This is a genomic window from Bradyrhizobium sp. SHOUNA76, assembly GCF_023006445.1.
In the GTDB taxonomy this organism is placed as follows: Bacteria; Pseudomonadota; Alphaproteobacteria; order Rhizobiales; family Xanthobacteraceae; genus Bradyrhizobium.
Map to the genome: position 1 here is coordinate 1 of NZ_JALBHA010000005.1, position 19,995 is coordinate 19,995.

The 19,995-nt window shown below is 59.5% G+C and carries 17 protein-coding genes and 1 pseudogene; 13 read left to right on the plus strand and 5 right to left on the minus strand.

The annotated features are described in order from the left end of the window. The coding region (locus MOV74_RS01675; protein ID WP_246917003.1) for an AMP-binding enzyme at window positions 1-709 on the plus strand (709 nt) is incomplete at its 5' end. Here MOV74_RS01675 and MOV74_RS01680 read toward each other — a convergent pair. After that, a complete protein-coding gene (locus tag MOV74_RS01680) occupies window positions 706-1,593 on the minus strand; it encodes an RNA polymerase sigma factor (RefSeq protein WP_246917006.1) in 888 nt (295 codons plus the stop codon). The genes MOV74_RS01675 and MOV74_RS01680 overlap by 4 nt on opposite strands. A 410-nt stretch (window positions 1,594-2,003) precedes the next feature. On the opposite strand from MOV74_RS01680, the gene MOV74_RS01685 reads away from it, so the two are divergent. Next, window positions 2,004-2,717, plus strand: coding sequence for a TetR/AcrR family transcriptional regulator (locus MOV74_RS01685; RefSeq protein ID WP_246917008.1), 714 nt, complete (start codon window positions 2,004-2,006; stop codon window positions 2,715-2,717). Window positions 2,718-3,070: 353 nt separating this feature from the next. Then, complete coding sequence (locus MOV74_RS01690; RefSeq protein WP_246917010.1) at window positions 3,071-4,552, plus strand: NCS1 family nucleobase:cation symporter-1; 1,482 nt, start codon at window positions 3,071-3,073, stop codon at window positions 4,550-4,552. Between the two features lie 121 nt (window positions 4,553-4,673). Here the strand turns inward: MOV74_RS01690 and MOV74_RS01695 are convergent, their stop codons facing one another. Beyond that, the gene (locus MOV74_RS01695) at window positions 4,674-5,180 is read right to left on the minus strand and encodes a hypothetical protein (protein WP_246917013.1); all 507 of its coding nucleotides are present in this window, start codon (window positions 5,178-5,180) and stop codon (window positions 4,674-4,676) included. Between the two features lie 181 nt (window positions 5,181-5,361). On the opposite strand from MOV74_RS01695, the gene MOV74_RS01700 reads away from it, so the two are divergent. Next, entirely contained in the window at window positions 5,362-6,267 is a 906-nt protein-coding gene (locus tag MOV74_RS01700) for a helix-turn-helix domain-containing protein (RefSeq protein WP_246917016.1), read from the plus strand. Window positions 6,268-6,772: 505 nt separating this feature from the next. Here MOV74_RS01700 and MOV74_RS01705 read toward each other — a convergent pair. Further along, window positions 6,773-7,720, minus strand: a complete 948-nt coding sequence (locus tag MOV74_RS01705; RefSeq protein WP_246917020.1) for a LysR substrate-binding domain-containing protein — start codon at window positions 7,718-7,720, stop codon at window positions 6,773-6,775. A 141-nt stretch (window positions 7,721-7,861) separates the two neighbouring features. Here MOV74_RS01705 and MOV74_RS01710 point away from each other — a divergent pair, with 141 nt between their 5' ends. Together MOV74_RS01710 and MOV74_RS01715 are read left to right on the plus strand one after the other, a co-directional pair. Then, window positions 7,862-8,959 carry a mandelate racemase/muconate lactonizing enzyme family protein gene (locus MOV74_RS01710; RefSeq protein WP_246917023.1) on the plus strand — a complete coding sequence of 366 codons (1,098 nt, stop codon included), beginning with the start codon at window positions 7,862-7,864 and terminating at the stop codon, window positions 8,957-8,959. Window positions 8,960-8,986: 27 nt separating this feature from the next. Beyond that, window positions 8,987-9,970 carry a tripartite tricarboxylate transporter substrate binding protein gene (locus MOV74_RS01715; RefSeq protein ID WP_246917026.1) on the plus strand — a complete coding sequence of 328 codons (984 nt, stop codon included), beginning with the start codon at window positions 8,987-8,989 and terminating at the stop codon, window positions 9,968-9,970. A gap of 327 nt (window positions 9,971-10,297) precedes the next feature. On the opposite strand, the pseudogene MOV74_RS01720 reads toward MOV74_RS01715, so the two are convergent. Then, a pseudogene (locus tag MOV74_RS01720) lies at window positions 10,298-10,573 on the minus strand (acyl-CoA dehydrogenase family protein); the annotation flags it as partial. Window positions 10,574-11,142: 569 nt separating this feature from the next. On the opposite strand from MOV74_RS01720, the gene MOV74_RS01725 reads away from it, so the two are divergent. The 7 genes from MOV74_RS01725 to MOV74_RS01750 all read left to right on the plus strand — a co-directional run bounded on the left by MOV74_RS01725 (window position 11,143) and on the right by MOV74_RS01750 (window position 19,020). Next, window positions 11,143-12,468 carry a 4Fe-4S binding protein gene (locus MOV74_RS01725; RefSeq protein WP_246917029.1) on the plus strand — a complete coding sequence of 442 codons (1,326 nt, stop codon included), beginning with the start codon at window positions 11,143-11,145 and terminating at the stop codon, window positions 12,466-12,468. 52 nt (window positions 12,469-12,520) lie between these two features. After that, on the plus strand, window positions 12,521-12,820 hold the full coding sequence (locus MOV74_RS01730) for an acetyl-CoA carboxylase biotin carboxyl carrier protein subunit (protein WP_246917032.1): 300 nt from the start codon (window positions 12,521-12,523) through the stop codon (window positions 12,818-12,820). 21 nt (window positions 12,821-12,841) lie between these two features. After that, window positions 12,842-14,395, plus strand: a complete 1,554-nt coding sequence (locus MOV74_RS01735; RefSeq protein ID WP_246917035.1) for an acyl-CoA carboxylase subunit beta — start codon at window positions 12,842-12,844, stop codon at window positions 14,393-14,395. A gap of 813 nt (window positions 14,396-15,208) precedes the next feature. Further along, complete coding sequence (locus MOV74_RS40720) at window positions 15,209-15,343, plus strand: hypothetical protein (protein WP_258719479.1); 135 nt, start codon at window positions 15,209-15,211, stop codon at window positions 15,341-15,343. Window positions 15,344-15,345: 2 nt separating this feature from the next. Beyond that, the gene (locus tag MOV74_RS01740) at window positions 15,346-16,590 is read left to right on the plus strand and encodes an alpha-hydroxy-acid oxidizing protein (RefSeq protein ID WP_246917038.1); all 1,245 of its coding nucleotides are present in this window, start codon (window positions 15,346-15,348) and stop codon (window positions 16,588-16,590) included. 327 nt (window positions 16,591-16,917) lie between these two features. Beyond that, window positions 16,918-17,940, plus strand: a complete 1,023-nt coding sequence (locus MOV74_RS01745) for a fumarylacetoacetate hydrolase family protein (protein WP_246917041.1) — start codon at window positions 16,918-16,920, stop codon at window positions 17,938-17,940. 150 nt (window positions 17,941-18,090) lie between these two features. Then, window positions 18,091-19,020: an enoyl-CoA hydratase-related protein gene (locus MOV74_RS01750; protein WP_246917045.1), complete on the plus strand. Its 930-nt coding sequence runs from the start codon at window positions 18,091-18,093 to the stop codon at window positions 19,018-19,020. Window positions 19,021-19,228: 208 nt separating this feature from the next. On the opposite strand, the gene MOV74_RS01755 is transcribed toward MOV74_RS01750, so the two are convergent. Then, complete coding sequence (locus MOV74_RS01755) at window positions 19,229-19,990, minus strand: GntR family transcriptional regulator (protein WP_246917048.1); 762 nt, start codon at window positions 19,988-19,990, stop codon at window positions 19,229-19,231. Window positions 19,991-19,995: the final 5 nt, after the last annotated feature.

Here is a 19,995-nt window from a genome sequence, read left to right on the forward strand (position 1 = left end):
CGCGGTGCTCGAAGGCGCCGAAAGCATCGGCATCAAGCTGACGCATGTCTACGGCCTGACCGAGGTCTATGGCCCCGCTTCGGTCTGTGCCGAGCAGCCCGGCTGGGACGAGCTTCCCGCTCCCGAACGGGCGCGCATGAAGCGCCGGCAGGGCGTGCCCTACCCGCTCGAGGAGGGCGTCACCGTCATCAATCCGCAGACCATGCAGGAGGTCCCGCGCGACGGCAAAACCATCGGCGAGGTCATGTTCCGCGGCAACATCGTGATGAAGGGCTACCTCAAGAACGAGAAGGCCACCAAGGAAGCGTTCGAAGGCGGCTGGTTTCACACCGGCGATCTCGGCGTGCTCGACGAGCACGGCTACGTCATCATCAAGGATCGATCCAAGGACATCATCATTTCCGGGGGCGAGAACATCTCCTCCGTCGAGGTCGAGGACATCCTCTACAAGCACCCGGCCGTGCTGTTCGCCGCCGTGGTCGCAAAGCCCGATTCGAAATGGGGCGAAGTGCCCTGCGCCTTCGTCGAGCTGAAGGACGGCGCCAGCGCCAGCGAAGCCGACATCATCGCGTTCTGCCGCAGCCACATGTCGGGCTTCAAGACGCCCAAGGCGATCGTGTTCGGACCGATTCCGAAGACGTCCACGGGCAAGATCCAGAAGTTTCTGCTGCGCAATGAAGTGGGCTCGACCAAAGCGATCTCGGCCTAAATTGATCCCGCCTCGATCCGGCGGACCATCCTGCTCAGCCTTTGCGAAGCTCCAGTCCCGCCTTCGGGCCTTGCAGGACGGTCGTCACGCCGTTGCAGCGGTGGACGCCGTTGACGCCGCCGACCAGTGCAACTCTGCCGCCGACGGAGCGGCAGGTGCCTGCGAAGTCGCCGACCTCCCGGTTCCCAAGGCCCAGCCGTCGAGACGGCCGACGCCGGATTGAGATCAATGGTGTTATCCCAAACTGATCGAGCGTCCTGGCGAGTTGGGATTGGAGATGCCGTCACTGTTCGCATCCGGCTAGATCCGGAAGCCGCTCCACAACGCATCGTTCTGCTTGAGCTCACCAAGAAGAGATCGACTGCGAGAAAAAAACATTCGCTTTCGCGCAGGCGCTTGGCACAGTGCACGAGCGCCTGACGAAGGTGTTTTTCAACCATATTCCGGCTGATATTCATACGCTTGGCGATCTCGTCAGGATCCAGGTCGTCGAATCGCCGCAGCACGAAGCAATCGCGGCACCGCGGCGGCAGCTCGGACACTGCCTTGGTCAATAGCGCCAGCCGCTGTCGCGCCATCAGCTGCCGCTCCGTGTCGGCCGTCTCGTCGACGACATCGATATGATCGGAAGGCTGGGCGGACGCGCCGAGCCTTGTCCGTTCGCGGCGCTGTTGGTCGATGACGAGATTGCGCACGAGGCGATAGAGGTAGGCCCGCGGGTTGCCGATCCTATCGTCGCCCAAACTGGCAAACCGCAACCAGGCTTCCTGCACCACATCTTCGGCAACAACCGGATTGCGGAGCTTGCGGGAGGCGTAAGAACGCAGCTCTCCGTAATACGCCTCGATGAGCGCTGGGATCGGAGCAATCACTACGTCGGACATTGCGAACCCGAGGCATACGGCGTCCACACAACCGGCGCGCGGACGGGGATGTCTTACAGGGATGATGATTATCTGCTCAACATCAATATGTTAGAGGACGTCCAAGTTGCGGCCTATGGTCCGCATAGGTCCGCGATAATCGCATGCACTGGAGATCAACGAGCGTGACGCGGACGCTTCTGATTGTAGTTCGTCCATCTTCGGGTTTGCTGTCGACAGATTTTTCCTGACCTTCCTGTGCGCAGGTCATGCACACGGCGCCTCCTAACGCATTGAGGAGCCCCTGCTCGTCCAAATTGCTTGATAAAGCTGGACAGGCAGGGCAATTTCCAGCGGGAATCGCCGAGATCAATCCGGCGAACCATCCCGCTCAGCCTTCGCGCGAAGGCAAAGCTTCCCATTGAGGCTCTATGGCAGCCACGTCGGCCGACAAGCTGAAACTTTTTCGCATCCGCCGCGCGCCAAAAGGCGGCCGCAAGGCCGCGCCGGGTCCCGACATCGAAGGAAAAATCCTCGACGCGGCGGAGTTCGTTTTTGGGCATTTCGGCTTCCGGGGAGCGACGACGGCGCTGATCGCCAAAAAGGCCTCGATTGCAAAACCGCACATCTATTACTACTTCGAGGACAAGGAAGATCTGTATCGCGCGGTGCTCGAACGCGCGATGAACATGTGGGCACGAGACATGGACAGTCTCGACATGACGGCCGACGTCGAGACCATCCTCGTCCGCTACATCAACAAGAAGATCGATTTCTCGCGAGATCACCCGCATCTGTCGCGCATCTATGCCAACGAAATCATCAGCGGCGCGCAATTCATCAGCAGCTTTATTGAAAAAGTCTCGACCCCGTTGCTGCTCGACAAGGTCAAGACACTCGACCAATGGGCCGCGAGCGGTGCAATTCGGCCGATCAGCGCTGTCGATCTTTTCTTCTGCATCTGGGCGATGACGCAGGCCTATGCCGATTATTCCAGCCAGATGATCATCATGAAGGGCAAGAGACAGCTCGAAGAGGCTGACTACGCCGCGGCCAAGGCGACGATCGTCCAGCTCGTTCTCGGCGGACTTGGCCTTCAGGATTACGACAGATCAGAGCACCGGGCGCGCCCCGCAAAGCGGTAGAATACCAGGCGCGGCACCTAGCCCCTTGTTTGGTCGCGCTTTTGGGCGCGAAAAGGCTTTCATCGGACCCAGCCTGCTTTCACAGCTGGCGCGGGAATGATGGCCGCCGATTCTGTTATCAACCCCTAATTGTGCCACAAACTCTCGCACCAACATCGCCTCGCGTCAAATCGCAAATTCGTGTTTGTAAAAGTATTTTATCGATCGTAAAATTATTTTATCGATCGTTATAACAATGGCATGTCGCTTGCTTCGATCCGATCGTCTCGCGCGGTGCGGGACATCAACGGCAGGGGCCGCGGTTTCCAACGCGCGCGGTTGTTCCTGCGCCAGCAACATTCGAGGTAGAGGACATGTCATCCAAGAGCGGCGGCGTTCCCACGCTGATCATTACCGGCGCCCATCCGAAGCTCTATAACCACGACCTTGCTCCGACCGCGCCCGAGGGACGAACCTGGGGTGTATTCAGCCTGTTTGCGATGTGGATGTCGGACGTCCACTCAGTCGGCGGCTATACGTTCGCCGCAAGCCTGTTTTTTCTCGGCTTGACCGGATGGCAGGTCCTCGTCTCGATGACGGTGGGCATCACAGCGGTCTATTTCCTGATGAACCTCATCGGCCGCCCATCCCAACGCTACGGCATACCCTTCCCGGTCATGGCGCGCGTGTCGTTCGGGGTGATGGGAGCCAATCTTGCCGCCACGGTGCGGGGCATCGTCGGCATCGTCTGGTACGGGGTGCAGACCTACTTCGCCTCGAAGGCGGTTCAGATCCTCGTCGTCACCATGTTTCCCTCCGCCGCCGATCTGACACATAACAGCATCGTTGGCCTGTCTACCCTCGCCTGGTTCAGCTTTCTCTTCATGTGGCTGTTCCAACTCATCATCTTCCTGAGCGGAATGGAGCGCATCCGCAGCTTCATCGATTTCTGCGGGCCGGTGGTTTACGTCATCATGTTTGCCCTTGCGATCTGGATGCTGTGGCAGAGCGGTCTTTCGAGCCTGTCACTTCAGCTCAGTCCTCCCGCGGCTTCGAACGCGGCAACGGTTGGAGTGATGGCGAATGCCGCGATGCTGATCGTCGCCTATTTCTCGGCTCTCCTGCTCAACTTCGGTGACTTCGCCCGCTTCGCGAAGGACGAGGACACCATGAGGAAGGGAAATCTGCTCGGCCTGCCGGTCAATTTCCTGGTGTTTTCGATCATCACGGTGATCGTGACAGCTGGTACGCTGAAGGTTTTCGGAGAAGCGATCATGGATCCGGTCCTGATCGTCGAGAAAATCGGCAATCCGATTGTGGTCGTCGTCGGCTCGATTACGTTCATCGTCGCAACCATGGGCATTAACATCGTCGCCAACTTCGTATCGCCGGCCTACGATATCTCCAACCTCAATCCCGAGCGTATCAATTTCAGGATGGGCGGCCTTATCACGTCAATTCTGTCGGTACTGGTCTGCCCCTGGCTGTTCGTCGCGAGCCCCTCGGCCATCACGCTGTTCGTCAGCGTCTTCGGCTCAACGCTCGGACCGATGTTCGGCATCATGATCGCCGACTACTATCTCGTGAAAAAGCAGATCGTGACGGTCGAGGACCTCTACACGATGTCGCCGAGCGGGGCGTTCAACTACGAAGGGGGCTGGAATCACAGGGCGCTGATCGCGCTCGCCCTATCCGGCACGCTGTCCATCGGATTGTCCCTGTTCGGTGCCTATGGACTGATCTTCAATGTCGGCGACTGGGGATGGCTCATCGGTGCCAGCGTTGGCGGATTGATCTACCGAGCCCTCTCGAAAGAGCAAAGGCCAGTCTCCGTCATTGTCGGAGCGGGCGAATGACGTCCGCAGTTGCGGGTCTACCGCCATATTGGCAGCGCTCCCGCAACATTCTGGGCATGCGCGTTCGGTCGAACGCGCATGCAAGCCCGGTGCAACGTCACAGCGATCGTTGGAGATGCCGCTACGGGCAAGCTCCCCCTTCTGGGTGCAGGTCTACGATCGCCTCTTCCAGTATGGTGGCAACCTCCAGCAGTGAGATCACCAGGCGCGGCATCCGCCTGAGCCTCTCGTCGGCCACGACGGCGAACAAATCGTTCCGCTTCCGGCTACCGAGCAATCGCCATCGGCCAAAAGTGATCTTGTGGACATTACCGGAGACAAATCCGACCGATGCCCACAATTGCTTCGATTCGAACAAGAGCTCCCCGGCCATGCGATCCATCACTGTGGCGATCGCAATTAGATCCCCGGTCGCGCCTCCTAGACCGCATACACGGCTGCCAGCGCCGTCTTCGTGGGAATGCCGCTCGCTCGACGTCTTGGGTGACGGGCTGGCTTGTAATTCAGAGAGTCTTTCCACGAGCGCGGCGAACCGAGAGCGGGCAGCGCGGACGAGATCTTCCAGTAGCGCCAGATTGGCCTGCGCCGACCCCGACATGACCTGTGGTTTTATCGTCGTGAAATGCATCAAATGCTCCGAGTAACCGACGTGAAAGTTGAAGCGTCGCTAAAATCTAGGGTCAGGCAAACCGTGGCGCTTGAACGTCCCGAGCCACAATTGATCAAAACGAGCCAAGGAAATCAGGCAAGGCATCAAACCCGAGTGCAAATCGAACCGATCGGATTCGACCGCTCATTGGGAGCGAAACATGACCAATGACCATCTTTTCGGCGATCGGCTTGTGAAGCTATTTCCAATGATCCGGGAGCCGAGCTCGGGCCTCGTCAAGTCGCTACAGAAAGGAACGTTCGCCGCAGTGCGATTGGCTTACTCCGGACCGGTCGGAGATCCGACGTTGCCGTCACCGCCCGACGAGGCTTTTGCGCTTTGCCTTCGGCTGCAGACTCAGAGGGCCGACACATGGCTCGATGGGCGTCACGTGCCGAAGGGCGCCTTAAAGGACGAGACGAGCATCTACGATCTGCGATGCGAAACGATCGTTCACTTCTACGACCCGTTCGATTTTCTTTATCTGCACCTGCCTCATAACGCACTAAGCGAGCTGGCAAACGAGCTTGACGTTGGTCGCGTTGAATATGACGTCGTCGGAGGTACGAACTCCCTCGATCCCATCCTGGCTCATCTGGGCGGTTGTCTTCTGCCGATGCTCGAAAGACCACATGAGGCCAACGAGCTGTTCGTAGGTCATGTCGCCATGGCGCTAAATATTCATTTCCTTAGGAAATACGCCGTCAGCCAACCCCGCAATCGCTCCTACCGCAGCGGATTGGCGCCATGGCAACTTCGGACGGCAAAGTCATTAATGCGCGAGAATCTCAATGGCGAAATCGCGTTGGCACGGATTGCCAGCGAATGTGGCGTGTCAACCGCCCACTTCAGTCGCGCTTTCAGAGTAAGCACTGGTACACCGCCGCATCGCTGGCTGATGAATCAACGGATCGAGCAAAGCAAAGCTCTGCTGATAAACTCAACATCGTCACTCACGGAAATTGCGATCAAATGCGGCTTCTCCGACCAAAGTCACTTCACGAGAGTATTCTCGGCGGCGGTGGGTACCACACCGGGTCGATGGCGGTTGATCCGGAAGGACTAAGCTACGGTCCAGACTCATCAGGTCTGCCATGCTGAAATTTTCTTGATCTTCCAGTGCACACACCGTGCACAAGCCGCCTTCTAAGCGATTGAAAAACCTGAGCTCTCGCTCCAATCCATCATGGGCGCCACGGAAAAACACCAGTAATTACGCGTACTTAGCTCGTTCAATCAAGGTATTCCTAAAGTCGTAAGACCCTGATCCGTCACGCTTTTATTTGGGGCGGAAACCGTTTGCCGCCACCGGTACAGATTTTCTGTACCGCGCGGGCGAAATCTGTACCAGGGCTAGAGATTGGCCGCGTTTTGCTTTTCTTTTCCGCAGTTGGCAATGCCGGTCGGTCCCGTCGCTCGGACGTGCCGGGATTCGGGCTGCGGGATGCGGCGGAATCGTACTACCTAACGTGGCAAGTATTTACCGGGGCGTGAATACTTGAAATTGAAAGTAAACAGGAAAATCGATGATGGATCGTGATCAGGTGCTGATCGATCGCCGCCGCCGCTGCCTATGAATTTCTCTCACTGTGGGACGATGGCATGGTGACGAGAGTTGCCGTTGGCCGGCGGAAGGCGCTGTCTTGGGTCGCTATCACGTCATTCAGGGTTTCGATGAATTCGTGCGCCAGACGAGACGGCAACAAATGACGAGACCGTACGAGCTTCCCAGCGATCTTGATCGAAGGATGAAACGGCCGCATCACCAGATCCGTTGAAGGCGTTCCCATCATCGCCAACCCGTCCAACAGCGCGAGCCCTGCGCCGGCACGTACCAACGCGCAAGCAACGGTGGATTGCGACACCTCGATTGCAACCTTCAGCGGAACGTCGGCGTCGGCAAAGATGCGGACGGCTTGGATTCCCAGGGGAAGATGCCGGCTCAGACATATCAGCGGTTCGTGCTCGATATCCGCGGGCACGACGTGATCCTTCGATGCCAATGGATGCGTGTGCGGCATGGCGCATCCGAACTCGGTCGCCCAGAGATCGCTCACCGACACACCGGGCGCAGCAATGGAGTCGATGACTAATCCGAGGTCCGCCTGGTGGTTGGCGACATGGGCGGTGACTTGGTGCGCACTCATCGACTGGAGCGTGATTGTGACATCAGGGCGTGAGCGGCGGAATTGTGCCACCGTGTCCGGCAGCAATGCATTTGCGAAAGCTGAAATCGCCGCGATGTTGAGCACGCCCGCTCGCCCCGACCGCAGGTCGACGGCGCGCTTCTGGACGACGTCGAAGGCTGCGAACGCGTTGACGGTTTCGGGAAACAGCGATTGCGCTTCGGGTGTCGCCAACAGCCGCTTCTTTCGCCGCAGAAATAGCGCAAATCCCAGCCGCCGCTCGGCCTGCTGAAGTGTTCGGCTGACGGCCGGCTGCGAAATATGAAGCATTTCGGCAGCGGCAGTGATGGTGCCCAATTCCATGACGCGCCGAAACACCTCGAGTTCGCGCACACTTAACATCATAACCCCAGAACATGATTGGTACAGCTTTTGGCATTTTGAACACATGTATCCCGAGGCCACAATGGGAGCGGCGGTCGGTCTCGGAGCCACACCGTTCAACTAAGCCAGCTTCGTCCAAGGAACCCATCGATGAACTCACCGCGAATTGCCACGATTACGGCATTTCCACTTGGGATTCCGTTCGACCATTGGGCCGCACCGCCGATGTTCGCCGGCCGGCCGCGCACCAGCCTCGATACCGTCCTGGTGAGAGTAACGACCGATCAGGAGACGGTAGGATGGGGCGAAGCTTATGGCAGCTTTTCGTCCGCCGTCGCTGCGGCCATCGAGCAATGGATTGCACCGCTGGCGATCGGGCAAAGCGTCAACGACGTTGGACTGCCGGCGCGGATTGAACGGACATTGCACAATCTCGGCCGTGCGGGTGCCACGATCCACGCTATCAGCGGCCTCGACATCGCGCTGTGGGACATCAGGGGCAAGATCGCGGGGGTGCCGGTCTCAACCCTGCTGGGCGGGCGGCGGCGCGACCGCATCGAGGTCTACGCATCGCTGCTGCAATACAACGGCAATACCGATGAGATCAGCCGCGTTGTGGATCGTGCGCTCGGCGAGGGCTTTCGCCAGATCAAGCTGCACGAGCGCACGGCGAAAGCCGTCGCCGCTGCCCGCGTCGCGGCGGGTCCGAACGTGCCGTTGATGGTGGATACCAATTGCGCCTGGCTGCCGGCGGAGGCGACCGCCGCCGTTACGGAAATGGCGCCATTTGATCTGCGATGGGTCGAAGAACCGATCTGGCCGCCGGAGGATTTCGCCTCGCTTGCGGCTCTCAGGCAATCGACGCGCGTTCCGACCGCCATCGGAGAGAATGCCGGCAATGCACTGGATTTCAAGAAGATGCTCGCCGCGGCGTGCGTCGATTATGTCCAGCCCAGCGCGATCAAGATCGGCGGTCTGACCGCGCTTTGGCAAATCTGCACCGAATCGGAAGTGGCCGGAGCAACCTGCGTGCCCCACTCGCCTTATTTCGGACCGGGCTATCTCGCCACCATTCACGTGCTGGCGGCCAAGGCGAAGGTGAGCGCCCTGGAGCGATTTTACTGCGACCTAGCCTTCGACCCCTGCGGCGCCTTCGTTCCGATCGAAGCAGGCTTCCTCGCCGTGCCCGATACCCCGGGGCTCGGAGGCGATCCGAACATGGCATTGATCGAACGATACCGGCTCTGACGGTCCCAAAAACAGGGAGGGAAATTCATGGAAAGCATCAACCGGCGTTCGCTGCTGATCGGACTGACGTCCGCCGCGTCAATGTCGCTCTCTGGCGCGCACGCGCAGCAGCAAGCCTATCCGCAGCGTCCCGTCCGCGTTGTCGTTCCCTATGCGGCCGGCGGCGCGTCTGATATCGTGGCTCGTCTCGTCGCCGCCGCCATGGCGGAGCAGCTCGGCCAGTCTCTGTTCGTCGATAACCGCGGTGGCGGGGCAAGCATGATCGGCACCCAGGCGATCGCCACGGCCGCGCCCGACGGCTACACTATCGGCGTTGTCGACAGCGCGTTCACCATCAATCCCAGCCTGTTCGGCGCCAAATTGCCGTATGATACCAAAAAGGATTTCACGCCAGTGTCGCTGCTGGCGCGGACCTCGCTGGTGCTGGTCGTCCCGGAAGCTCTTCCCGTCAACAACGTCAAGGAACTGATCACGCTCGCCAAATCCAAGCCCGGCGCGCTCAGCATGGCGACCGCCGGCCTCGGTACGGCGGTCCACCTCGGCTGCGAACAGTTCCGGCAGGAGGCCGGCATCGACGTTGTCGCGGTGCCTTATCGCGGCGGCGGGCCATCGATCGTCGACCTGCTCGGCGGCAAGGTCGATTTTACGTTCAGCACCATCCCCGCCGTTCTCGAGCATGTTCGCGGCAACAAGCTGAAGGCGCTGGGAATTACGACGGGACGTAGCGCGCACCTACCTGACGTGCCCAGCATGGCAGAGGCCGGTCTGCCAAAGGTAGATGCCGCGCCGGACTTTGGAATCGTGGGGCCCGCCAATCTGCCGCCGGCGATCCTCTCCCAACTCGCCGCCGCCGCGCAGGGCGCGCTCCAATCTGACGATCTGCGCCGGCGGTTCGATGAAATCGGTTACCAATCCGTCGGCTCCACGACACAGGAATATGTTGCTCATATCGATGCATCGATCGAGAAATGGCGTCACATCGTGACCGCCGGCAACATCAAGCCGGAGTAGCGCAGAAGGACTGAAGATCCTGGACTAGCAGCCGACGTTAGAGACTTCGAATCCGGTGTGCCGGTGATCGGAATGGCGCGATCGGGCGGTCTCGCGGAGTAAATTTGCGTGCCCGTTGGAGACCTTTTTTGGTGAGACCGGATGGCATCGGGCCCGAGGTTGGCGTGTCGTTTTTCGCTGACTATCTCACGGCGCTCTATTCGCTTCAGGTACAGGGGACACTAGGTGCCCCCTCCGGCGCTATTCCGGCCTTACCCTTCAATCTCCCCCTTCTTGAGGGAGGGGCGCTTCTGGGGAGTCTTCGCCGTCCTTGCGTCAGTAGGCGGCTCACACCGCATCCCGCAGTATGAGGCGCGCGATGTTGAGCTGGTGAATCTGGCTGGTCCCCTCGTAGAGGCGGAACAGCCGCACGTCTCTGCACCAGCGCTCGATCGAGGAGTGATCGGCGATGTAGCCGGCACCGCCGAACATCTGCACGCAACGATCGGCCACGCGGCCGCACATCTCGGTCGCGAAATACTTGCACATCGACGCTTCGAGCGCGACGTCCTCGCCCCTGTCGCGCTTCCGCGCGGTCTCGAGGATCATGGATCTGCAGCGCGCCCTCGCTGATCGAGCAGCCATAGGTCGCCGCTGCCAGGAACGCCGCATCGCGCTGCACTGGACCACCGTCGTCGGACAGGCTCCGCGTAGCTCGATCTACATGGACACGCACGCATCACCGAACGGGGTCGAGCAACTTCGTTCGAGGGCACCTGGATCTCGGATTGAAGGAGCGGAAGGCTATTGCATGCGCGGCAAGTCAGGGGCTTGGCTTTTCCCGGTCAGCCCCACTGCCGAATGGCGCTTTTTTGTTTGCACATGGATGTAGACACCCAAGGCGACGCGGGAGCAAATATATAGTTCCTTTTTTAGACCCGACAAGCACCCAACTATTCCTGCCCCCATCTAGATTTTCTACATCCAACAAAGGCAGTCGAATTATACCTGAAATTCCCTTATTTTTCTCATACTTACAAGCGATCGACCAAGCGAACGACGCGGGTCCAGCAACTATCTGTCAGTTCGTTTTTTGAATTGCTGTTGGTGAAGTGGCCATTTCTCGTTATAACCCTCACACAAGGCACGGAGGGAAGCGATGACGAGCCATTCTATCGAGATAGGGGATCGCCTTGAGCCTTGAAGATCACCCCACGGTGAAGAGCGTCCGCTCCCGCAGCCGTCAGCAAGTTGCCGACATCCCCGTTTCTGCGAGTCTGATCAAGCAGATCGCGCGCGACTGCGGCGCTGATGATGCAGGCATCATCGAGATCAATCGCGCCGCGATCGCACCTCAGGTAAAAGTCATCCGGAAGGTCTACGGCCGCACGCGGTCCTTGCTCGCGATCGCTTGCAGCATGAACCGTGAGCCGGTCCGTTCCCCAGCCCGTTCGGTCGCCAACGAGGAATTCCACGGCACCTATGATCATGCGAACGAAACTGCGCGCGCGATCGTCCGCGCGCTCGAAGAGCACGGCATCCCGGCCTGCAATTCGGTGGCCGCCTTTCCGATGGAGATGGATCTGCCACGGGTCATGATGGTCCAGCACAAGCCGATCGCGGTGGAGGCCGGGCTCGGTCGCATGGGAATCCATCGCAGCATCATCCATCCGAAGTTCGGAAGCTTCATGGTGCTCGGCACGATTCTGCTTGGACGGGAGGTCGACGCCTATGATCAGCCGATCGACTACAATCCCTGCCTGGAATGCAAATTGTGCGTCGCCGCCTGCCCGGTCGGGGCGATCAAACCGGACGGCGGCTTCGATTTCCTGTCCTGCCAGACCCACAACTATCACGACTTTCTCGGCAACTTTGCGCAGTGGGTCGAGAACGTTGCCGATTCGAAAGATGCCAAGGACTATCGCTCACGCGTGCCCCGCACGGAAACACTGAACATCTGGCAGTCGCTCTCATTCAAACCGGGCTACAAGGCCGCCTATTGCATCGCGGCCTGTCCGGCCGGCGAAGATGTCATCGGCCCCTTCCTGGAGAACCGCGACGCCCACTTTGCGGAGGTGGTCAAGCCGCTGATCGATAAAGACGAGTTCGTCTACGTGATCCGGGACACCGATGCCGAGGACACGGTCACACGGCGCTTCCCTCACAAGAAGGTCCAGTATGTCACCTCGGGCCGCTATAGCGCCAACATTCAGGGCTACCTCTTCTCCCTGTCGCTTGGTTTCCAGCGCGGCAGGGCCAAAGGGTTGGACCTTGTGACACATCTGAGCTTCACGGGGACGACCACGCTCGATGCGACGGTCGTCATCAAGGACCGGAAGCTGGAGGTCGTTCCCGACCGCCATGTCGGTGACGCGGGATTGAAGGTCACGGCGGATTCCAAGGCATGGTTGAGCGTTACCAACCATGATCTCGACCTTGCCGAAGCGATCGGATCCAAACTGGTGAGCCCGAGCGATGAAAAGCTGTTTGCCGCCTTCATTCGCTGCTTCCCGATCTGAATCCGGTCGCCAAGCAGAGGTCGGCTTTCACTGAGCCGAGGTTCGGCCCCGAATGAAGCCGGTCAGCTGGCAGTGTCATCCCGTCCGCCGATTAGTGCGCGCTGAAGATTGGAATGAAAGGCTGCAAATGAGCGAAACAACGATACGGGCGGAATTGGCGGGACGGCTCTTGAGCTTCAGCGTGAGCGAGGGCGATCTGCTGGAGGCTGGTCAGGACTTCGCACTGCTCGAAGCCATGAAGATGGAGATACCGCTGACCAGCCCTGCCCGTGGTACGGTTGCAAGGCTATTGCGGCAGCCCGACGATACGCTGGCAGAGGGCGATCCGGTCATGGTGATCGTGTCAGCATGAACCAGAGGGCAATCATGGCCGATGAGCAGCCGCAGGACCGAGCAAGCCGAGATCAACGAACGGCGGCGGCTCGGCAAGCTCCAGGGCGGCGACGAAGCCGTTCGCAAGCAGCATGCGAGAGGCAAGCTCACGATTCGGGAGCGGATCCTGGGCGTGCTTGACGCCGAATCTTTCAGCGAGATCGGCCCCCTGGCGGGATCAAGCGAAAGAAGCGACGCCGGGGAACTCATCTTCACACCGGCCAATTTCGTGCTGGGATTCGGCCGCATCGGCGGCCGTCGCTGCATCGCTGCGGGCGAAGATTTCACGATGAATGCCGGCTCGCCCAATCCGGCGGGGCTGCGGAAGAGCATCTATACCGAGGAAGTTGCTTTGAGATACCGACTTCCGCTGGTGCGCCTGCATGAAGGATCGGGAGCAAGCATCACGGGCAGCGGCGGCAAGAATGCTCCTACCTTGCCGGAGCCGGTCTATGCTCCCAATCGTTTCGAGTCGATGGCAAGATGCCTAAACGCCGTCCCCGTCGTCAGCGCGGCTCTAGGGGCGGTGGCCGGCCTTCCAGCCGGGCGCCTGGCGGCCTCGCACTACACCGTGATGACGCGGTCGGCGCAAATCCTTGCAGGTGGCCCGGCGCTGGTCGAGCGAGCCCTGGGCGTCAAGGTGACCAAGGAGGAATTGGGCGGGCCCGATATTCACGCGCGCAGTGGGCTCGTCGACGACGTGGTCGAGGATGAAAAGGCCGCGTTCGAGCGGATCCGACAATTTCTGTCCTACCTGCCGCATAACGTCTGGGAACTGCCGCCGAAAGCACCGCCGCGGGATCCACTGGCGGAGGCAGCTGGGGCGCTCGAGACCATCGTGCCGTCAAACCGGCGACGAACATACGACGTGCGCAAGGTCATGGACGGCATCTTCGATCAGTTCTCGGTCTTCGAAATGGGCCGACGTTTCGGTCCAGGCCAGATCACCGCATTCGCCCGGTTGTGCGGTCATTCGGTCGGCGTCTTCGCGAGTGACCCGCGTCATTATGCGGGATCGTTGACCGCCGAAGGGGCGCAAAAGGTCAGGCGCTTTGTAGACTTGTGCCAACTATTTCATGTGCCGATCGTCACCTTGGTCGACGAGCCCGGATTCATGATCGGCCCGGAGGCGGAAGCTGCCGCGACCATCCGGCACGGCGCTGCGGCACTCGCTGCGGTCGCGCTTTCAACTGTGCCGTGGGCGTCGGTCATCATCCGCAAGTCGATGGGTCTTGGCGCTTACGCCCACAAACCGACGGGCACGTTCGTTCTCGCTTGGCCCTCGGCAGAGAGCGGCGCCATCCCGGTGGAAGGGGGCGTCGCCATCGCTTTCAAGCGCGAGATTGACGCCGCTCCGGACCCGGGTGCGAAACGGGCCGAGTTGGAGGAGCAGTTCGCCACACTGCAATCGCCATTTCGTCAGGCTGAAGCCTTTGCCTTTCACGACATCATCCATCCAGTCGAAACAAGGGCGCGCCTCGCCGAGTGGATCGACATGGCCGGACCGAAACTCGCGGGCGAATTGGGACCTCCCCGCTTCGGCTTCCGTCCTTGAGACTTGCTGAAGCGGGTGAAGGCACGTTGATCACAAGGCCGTCTTGGGAGGAGCGAAAGCGACGAAGCAATCCAATTTCTCCGCCTGGCGCGTTGGATTTCGTCGCTTCGCTCGCAATGACGATCCGCCCCTCATCTCGATTCTAGTGCGGAGAGTAGTCGGCGAGCGCGCGGCGACGGATGGCGATACGTCGTGCCGCACCACTTTTTCCTTCGAGTTCGCAGCTCCGGGCCGGATAGTTGATGACCAGGGTATCGGGCCCCGGGGGAACGGCTCTCGTCCGGCGCCAGCTCCCGGAGCGGTCAAATCCCCTCCAGCATTCCATCGATGTGAAACAGCCGAACGGCCGCTGGCCGCCGTGTTTAGAAGTGAGGACGTCGGGGGCGAACTTGACAAGTCGGCGCGCCGTATTGATGCGCTTTTCCCGTCTGTTGGCCCAGCCTTGGTTTCCCTTCCGGATACAGTGACACAACGGATGCTCCCGCGTCGATCATCGCGCGGCGGAGCAACTCGGTTGACAACCGCGAGTCACTTCAATTAACTTACTTACTAGTCAATAATTAACATCACAACTTCTTGGGAGCCATACCGAGCGGACCCGAGCGACGCCATTGGAGGAAGCAACATCGAGCGAGCTGCCATCCCACCGTCTGTTCGAATCTTCATTTCGACCAGTGGCTGATCGAAGCCTTCGCGAAGGGTTCGGCCCGATACGTAGAGCTAGAGATTTGGCAGAAATGACGTTGATCAAACTGAAGAGCGGGCCAGGTCTATGGGACCTTTGGTTTGCCAAAGCAGGTCACGGAGTGAAATTTGCTGGAAGCGCGCCTTGCGTGTGACAGCCTGCTGTTCGCCATTCAGATGGCCGGCCTAGGCGTCTTCTTGGCGCCCTTTCCTCTTCTGATTTCGCTCATCGCCAACAAGCGATTGGCGGCGGTGAAGGATTGAACATGATTTCTCGTCGGAATGTGCTTTTTGGCATTGGCGGAGCGGCAGTGGGAGGGGCACTTGCCAACTCGCCAGGAGGGACGACGTTTTTCAACTATGGAGACGCTCCAGTAAACGCTCTTGACTATCGCGAGCTGGCGAGGGCCCGTTTGCCAAAAATTGTTTTTGACTACCTTGAGGGTGGTGCGGGAGGCGAATGGTCCTTGTTGCACAACAGGGAAATATTCGAACGCCTTGTTTTCCGTCCCAAACGGCTGCTCGACATCAGCAAACGAGACATTTCGACTGTCTTGTTTGGAAAGAAGTATGATGCACCGATCATTATTGCCCCGACCGGCTTGAATGGCGCGTTCTGGCCTAACGGGGACATCGCGTTGGCGCGAGCCGCTGAGAAGGCCAACATTCCATTTGCCTTGTCGACCGCTTCAACAGTGTCCATTGAGGACGTGGCGCAAAATGCCGGCGGAGACAAGTGGTTCCAGCTCTATGTGTTGAACAAGACGTTGTCGCAACAATTGGTAGAGCGGGCCAAGGCAGCAGGCTACTCAAAGCTCATTCTCACGGTCGATCTCGGGGTGGACGGGCTCAGAGAGCGCGACAATCGCAATGGCTTCAAGTTGCCGTTGAATTACTCATCGAGCTTGCTCGTCGATGGCCTGACGCATCCAAGCTGGGCACTCGACTTCGCAAAGCACGGCATGCCGAAGGTGGCGAACTTTACCAGAAGTGACGCTTCGGATACGGCAAGCCAGGCTGGGCAAATGAGACGAGGCCTGAACACGACCTTCAGCTGGAAAGATCTGAAGTGGTTGCGTTCCATCTGGCCTCATCAGCTATTGGTCAAGGGAGTGTTGCGGCCGGACGATGCCGTGCGATGCGTCGCTGAGGGCGCGGACGGCGTAATCCTGTCAAATCACGGAGGTCGGCAGCTGGGGGACGCGATCTCCCCGCTTCAAGTCTTGGCCGAAACAAGAAGCAAGATCACACAACCGATCCTCATCGACAGCGGTTTCCGCCGCGGCGCAGATATCGTGAAGGCGCTCGCTCTTGGAGCAAACGCGGTTCAACTTGGTCGCGCGACACTCTACGGGTTGGCGGCTCGGGGCGAAATTGGCGTAACGGAGGTCCTCAACATGATGTTCGCAGAGATCGACAACACCATGGCACAAATTGGTTGCCCCTCGATTGCGGACCTCAGCACGGATTGCATCGCTGAAGATGGATTGCCTCTGGGCGCGCGCTCATGACTGGACGATCCCAGATGACTGGACGATCCCAGATGACTGGACGATCCCAGCTCATCTTCTGCCGCTATTTACACCCGCGGCATGACCTTCGGCAGACATATGGATCTGTAAGCGGAACCATTCTCCGATGAATAGCGCCTAGCCGAATTAGCCGGAGCGCGTGCGATACGTCCATCCTATTGTTCTCATGACAAACTCGTTGGAGCCGCGAGGAACTGCCCGGCCCACAAGTCCCTTCGATCTACCCCGTGACGTAACCTACCGCTGAGCAGCCACAGCGAAAACAACTTCAGTCGCCTCACCAACAATACATCCAAGGAGACTATCATGCACTCACGCCGAAAGCTGATGAAAGCAGGCCTTGCCGCGGCCGCCCTTGCCACTACTAAGGTCAGTGCGCAAGCTGCGGGTGAAACGGCGTCGCGGAGCAACGGGAGCGATGAACTGCCTCGCAAGCTCACTATATTGTCGATACGCCAGGACGACGGGCGCGAAACCATGGGAGTGAAGACCGCCGCCGGCGTACTCGACGTGGCCGCCGCGACCAAGCTCCTCGGATTATCGGCACCGCTCACTTTGGAGGCGCTCCTCGTTAACGGCGGCAATGCCGAGCTGAAAACCCTCGTAGATACTGCTCTCAAGGCGCCCAACGCAAAAGCTGCATTCCTCGATGAATCGAAGATCAAGTTCGGGCGTCTATTCACGAAGCCTGGAAAGATCGTCTGCCTCGGCCTCAATTACCGAGAACACGTCGAGGAAACGGGCCAGAAACTGCCTCCTCTACCTATCCTCTTCAACAAGTACAACAACTCGCTTGCACCGCACATGGTGACGGTGCAACTTCCGCCGCGAGACGTCTGCTACAAGTTCGACTATGAGACCGAGCTGGTCGTCGTGATTGGCCGCAAGGCGCGCAATGTCCGCGCTGAGGATGCTCTGTCATACGTCGCCGGATACGCCGTAGGCAACGATTTTACGTCGCGAGACCTGCAGCTGGAGGTTCCCGGCGGCCAGTGGATGGTCGGCAAGACGCTCGATGATTTCGCCCCCATCGGCCCATATTTCGTTTCCGCCGATCAGATCGATCCCAACAATCTGGACCTCGAGACTCGCGTGAACGGAGAAGTGCGGCAATCGTCGAACACGACGAAACTGATCTTCAATCCTCAGAAGATCATCGCGTACGCCTCCCGGCTGCTCGCTCTCGAACCGGGGGACATCATCTTCACCGGAACGCCTTCTGGCGTGATCACGGGATATCCCAAGGAGAAGCAAATTTGGTTGAAAGCCGGCGACAAGATCGAAAGCACGATCCAGGGACTTGGGACGCTATCGTTCACACTCGCCTGATGATGTGTTTGCGCTCGCCGATCATAGGATGAGTGTCCATTGAGCCATTGAGCCAGACACCGATATCGGTCCTGCAGCCAGGTGCGTCAGAGCTCTTGGCCACTCATTCCAATTCCAGCAGATACCCTCGCTTCTCCGGGAGAGATCAAGATGTTTCGTTTCGACAGAGTGACGGTCTCGCTTGCGGTCGTCCTGCTTTGGCTGTCGCCCTTGCACGCGCAACAGACCGGAGGCGCGCCGTCCACGTCAGCACAAAATGATCGGACGGCTCGCATGGCCGAAATTCCATACAGCCCTCAGACGAAGATCACGGTCGAACGCCAGGGACAGGTCGTATTGATCGGCATCAACCGGCCCTACATCGACAACCGCATCGACCCAGAGGCGCTGGAAGGACTGGCGAGAGCATACTATGACTATGATCAGGACCCATCGCTTCGTGCCGCGGTGCTGTTCGGCCATGGCGATCGCTTCTCCAAAGGCATCGATGTTGATGCCACCAAATCGTTCACCCAGTCGGGTCGGAAACTTCTGGATGGACCAGGCTTCATCGACCCGACGGGTCGGGGCAAACCAAGCCTCACGAAGCCGCTCGTCATTGCCGTCCATGGCGACACCTGGAACTTGGCCCATGAGATCTTCCTTGCTGCCGACATACGCGTCGCTTCGGAAGACACGGAGTTCGGCCAGGATGAAAATACGCATGGTCGATTTCCTGGAGGCGGTGCCACGATCCGCTTTCCCAGAGAAGCCGGTTGGGGAAACGCCATGCGATACATTCTGACGGGAGATCATTGGGGAGCCAAAGAGGCCTTCCGAATGGGGACCGTTCAGATTTTGGCCCCAAACCGGGAGGCGGCTCTCACGAAGGCGATCGAAATTGCGAACAAGATCGCTGCGTCCTCTCCGCTCGGCACCAAAGCCTCTCTAGCCAGCTCCCGCATGGCACTCGAAGAATCGGAGAGTGCGGCCATGGCGAAGCTCGGCGAACAATATTTCGCGCTGCTCAAGACCCGAGATTTCCAGGAAGGCCGGGATGCCGAGGCTCAAAAGCGTCGACCGGTTTACGAAGGGCGCTGATTGCGTCGCTCTCTCCTAGGCCGGCTGCTTTATGCAATCGCTGATGGTACTTCAGCTGTCACGACCCGGTTTCCTGCGCCGAACCGGATCACGACATCGTCCGCACGTTCTAGCCTTGACCTCAGCCCGGATTGCATCGCCGAAGATGGATTGCCTCAGGGCGCGCGCTCATGACTGGACGATCCCAGCTGATCGGGTCATGCGCGTCTCAGCTGATCTCATTCACGTAGTGATGATGCTTTGTCGTCGCGCGGTGCTCGCTGAGCAGCGTCAACACGCCCGCCTGGTCGTAAGCTTCCTCGCGGATCACGAGGACGGCATTTGGGGAGGGCAGCACTAGCAGGCGACGGTCGTGTTTGTCGGCAAGTTCAGCCGTGAGCTTCTCACGCACCGCCGCAATCCGAATACCGTAAGCATCGAGCAAATGGAGGTAGAGAAGCGCGGGTACCCGGGCCGCCACATCCGGGAAATCGGTAACACGGCGCGCAACCAGGCGAATCCGCGAATGCATCACGGGTGCTCTGCCAACCAATCGGATGCGGTGCAGACGGATAAGTGGCTCGCCAACAGGCTCTGCAAAGAGCGCGGCCTCTTCAGGATCGGCAGGTCCAATCTGCACCGACAGGACCTTGGGCGTGGAATGCCGCAAGGTTCCGTCCTCGCCATGCAGGCGAAAATACTGAAAGAAGAAGCGAAGACTGTGCTGCGGCGCGCGGCCGGTCACGACCGTTCCGGTCTTGCGACGGCGCACCAGCATGCCGTCAGCCGTCAGATCGGCCAGCGCGCGGCGCATGGTGCCGACCGCAACTCCATACCGTGCGGCCAGCGCGACCTCGCCCGGCAAGACAGTGCCTGGGGATAATTCCCCGATGAGGATCGCCTCGGCGATCTGCCGCTTTACGTGCTCGTACAGCGGAACCGGCAGGCTCGAGGGGCCGCCGGTCGCTGCCTTTGCCTGTTTGCCGGTCACATGTG